The sequence below is a fragment of the Candidatus Megaera venefica genome, from assembly GCF_034554655.1.
Lineage (GTDB): Bacteria > Pseudomonadota > Alphaproteobacteria > Rickettsiales > Rickettsiaceae > Megaera_A > Megaera_A venefica.
Window position 1 is genome coordinate 1 of record NZ_JARJFB010000178.1, and the last position, 3,048, is coordinate 3,048.

At 34.5% G+C, this 3,048-nt stretch carries 4 protein-coding genes; 3 read left to right on the plus strand and 1 reads right to left on the minus strand.

All coding sequences use genetic code 11. From position 1 onward, the window contains the following. Positions 1 to 148 precede the first annotated feature (148 nt). Positions 149 to 859: a DNA repair protein RecO gene (gene recO / locus Megvenef_RS08335; RefSeq protein WP_322777480.1), complete on the minus strand. Its 711-nt coding sequence runs from the start codon at positions 857 to 859 to the stop codon at positions 149 to 151. Between the two features lie 79 nt (positions 860 to 938). Here recO and Megvenef_RS08340 point away from each other — a divergent pair, with 79 nt between their 5' ends. The 3 genes from Megvenef_RS08340 to Megvenef_RS08350 form a co-directional block, all read left to right on the plus strand. Next, complete coding sequence (locus Megvenef_RS08340) at positions 939 to 1,721, plus strand: substrate-binding periplasmic protein (RefSeq protein ID WP_322777481.1); 783 nt, start codon at positions 939 to 941, stop codon at positions 1,719 to 1,721. Positions 1,722 to 1,852: 131 nt separating this feature from the next. Next, positions 1,853 to 2,368 carry a gamma carbonic anhydrase family protein gene (locus Megvenef_RS08345; RefSeq protein ID WP_322777482.1) on the plus strand — a complete coding sequence of 172 codons (516 nt, stop codon included), beginning with the start codon at positions 1,853 to 1,855 and terminating at the stop codon, positions 2,366 to 2,368. 352 nt (positions 2,369 to 2,720) lie between these two features. Continuing rightward, positions 2,721 to 3,048, plus strand: a 328-nt coding sequence (locus Megvenef_RS08350; protein WP_322776028.1) for a transposase, incomplete at its 3' end; no start/stop codon positions are given.

Below are 3,048 nucleotides of genomic sequence, written 5' to 3' on the forward strand. Positions count from 1 at the left end.
TATTTTAGAACAAGTACAATTTGTTAAAAGATTGTTCTATATCTATGACTAAAAGCAGTTAATTCTAAAGTTCACAACCGTGCATTTACAGATTATTTTATTCTCCTTCTAAATTTGCAACAGAGCCATAATATCTCAAATCTTTATTTTAGAAACTTTGGCTAGCTATATGCTCAGTAAACTGTTGTCTAGCTTGTGGGGGCCCCTTATCTACTAGTATATAGCGGTTCAAAAAATACGATGTAAGGTTTAATGCATCAGTTGTTGAATCTTTGTCTAGAATATCACCGGCAAGAAATTTAGGTAATATTAAAAGCTTATCAGAGTATGGAGCACCAACATTTTTAGATACTGCACATCCAGATTTTGGTGATACATAATGTAAATCATCTGCAAGTCCTGTCGCCACACATTTATTAAGCTGTAGCTTATATCCAGCTTCGGCCAGGATTTCTATTTCTAGTTTTATATATTCAGAAAAAGAAAATTCTTGTTTAAGAGATTCCATAAAAGCCAAGAGAGCTGGGAATAGATTGTTATGAGGTGCTCTCTCGCAAAAAGCTATATTTAATATACTTGTGATGGAATTGAAAGCGTATAATTTAGTTTTATTCATCAATAATTGAGAATTGTAAGATTTAATGAGTTCAGCTTTAATAGAACCAATATGCTCGTGCAAACGGGCATTCCAAAAAAAATCTACAAGATTTCCTTCAGCCAAACTGTCCCCTGTTTTTTTACTATATTGGGTTAGTACACCAGAATAAATACCATGGTTTTCTGTAAATATGGTTACAATATAGCTACGCTCTTTTAGCGGCTTTTTTGAGATAATTATACCTTGATCGCGGAAATTCATGTTATAGTTAATTGATTAGTATTTTATGCGTTATTGCTTGTCTATCAATATATGAAGTCAATATTATTGGAAATCTATTATGAAAACAATCAAATTGAAACTAGCTTTAATTGTTCTGCTTGCTGTAACTAGTGTTCAAGCTGTTGAAAAAGAAAGAAAATCACTGGTAATAGCTGGAGATTACTGGTGTCCTTATAACTGTAATCCGGAGAGTGAGCGCCAGGGTTTTCTAGTAGAACTAGCAAGAAGAGCATTATATATTTATGGAATAGATGTGGAGTATAGGATGATGCCTTGGAGTCAGGCTTTAGAGGAGGTGGGCTCAGGGAAAGTTGATGGTATTGTTGGTCTTAGTAATCCAAAGGGTAAGAAGCTAGCCTCAACCGAGTTGCCATTAGATTATAGTTTGTCTGTAGCGTTTACTAGAGTTGACACTGATTGGACATATGACGGTATTAGCTCGCTGCGAGGTAGGAAAATTGGCATTATCATGGACTATTTGGTTGATGAGTCTATAAATCAGTATATTGGAAGTAACTATACAACAAACCCTGGTATGTTCGTTGTTGAAGATGGAGCAAATGCAGTTATAGAATCTATAGCGAATTTGATGGACAACGAAATTGATGTTTACATAGAAGATGAAAGAGTTGTCAAATATTACACTCAAGAAACAGGATTAGCCAAATCTATAAGAAACGCAGGAAAAGTAACAAAAGAAAAATTGCCTATATATATAGCTTTTTCTGCAAATATTCCTAATATCAAAAAATATATAGGTTACCTTGAAGAAGGTATAGCATCCCTTAAAGCTACTGGTGAATATGACGAGCTTCGAGCAAAATATAACATGGACCAGTAAAATTAATTGACCTAACGAATTTAGCAGGATTCAGTTGTGCTCGCGTATTTAATATACGCTGCGCAACCTCATCCTAAAATTCATTATCTAAATTAATTTTACTTCAAATAAAAAATACAGACTAAATTTGTATGGGATATAAACTTGTTGATTATAAAAACCTATCGCCAAATATCCATGAAACTGTCTATTTGGCAGATGGGGTAGTAATAGCTGGTGATGTAACAATTCAAGAATATGCGAATATTTGGTTTAATTCGGTGATTAGGGGTGATGTAGCCAAGGTTACAATAGGAAAGAATACCAACATTCAAGATGGTACAGTAATCCACACATCAAGATTTGACGGTCCAACCCATATTGGTAGTAATATTACTATTGGTCACATGGCTCTTATACACGCATGCAGCATTGAGGATAATGCATTTATTGGCATGCAATCTACCGTAATGGATAAATCTATAGTAGAGGAATATGGTTTTTTAGGCGCAGGAAGTTTACTTTCTCCTGGTAAGATAGTGCGTAAGAATGAGATGTGGATTGGAAGACCAGCTAAATTTGTACGGATGATTACAGATCAAGAGAGGGAGTTTATGCAAGGTAATCTTCAAAACTACCTTGATTTAGCTAAAGCCTATAAGAAATGATTCTTGATATTATTGATATATAACCTCAACTATGGATAAGGAATAGAGTCGTATGGTTTTATACTGGGACTTGCTGTACGCACGGTCATCCTGAATTTACTTCAGGATCTTAAGAGATAGGAGAAGATTACTTGGCCGAAGAGACTTGCGAAGCCCACTGAGTTCAGTATGGCGGTAGATAAAAAGATAAAAGATCAGGCCAGGTATAACTATATTTCTTGCCGGACATAACTAGTCCCTCCGTCAAAACTCTCCCCGCCTGAATTAACAAGGGGTTTCATGTCATAAACAGCTTACAAAATCCATAAGAAAATGGTATAATTACCGCATAAAGCTTACGGATTTTAAAATTATGCCTATAGAAAATATTACTTTTCTCCAAAAACAAGAAAGGTTATTTGAAGAGAAATTATCTACAAAACTAAATCCTAAAAACAAGTTATATAAACTAAGGGATTTAGTAAATTGGTCTGAACTTGAAGCCAGAGCATTGCCTAACATTGAAATCAAGCAATTTGGTAGAAATAAGAAAGATCATAGAGTAATGCTAGCACTATCAATGCTTCAAGCTATGTACAACGGTTCTGATTCGTTTACGGAGGAAGAGCTAAAGGAAAATATTTATTGGCAATATTTTTGTGGTTATGAATATTTGCAGCAAGATCTTGATGTGTCTGAAG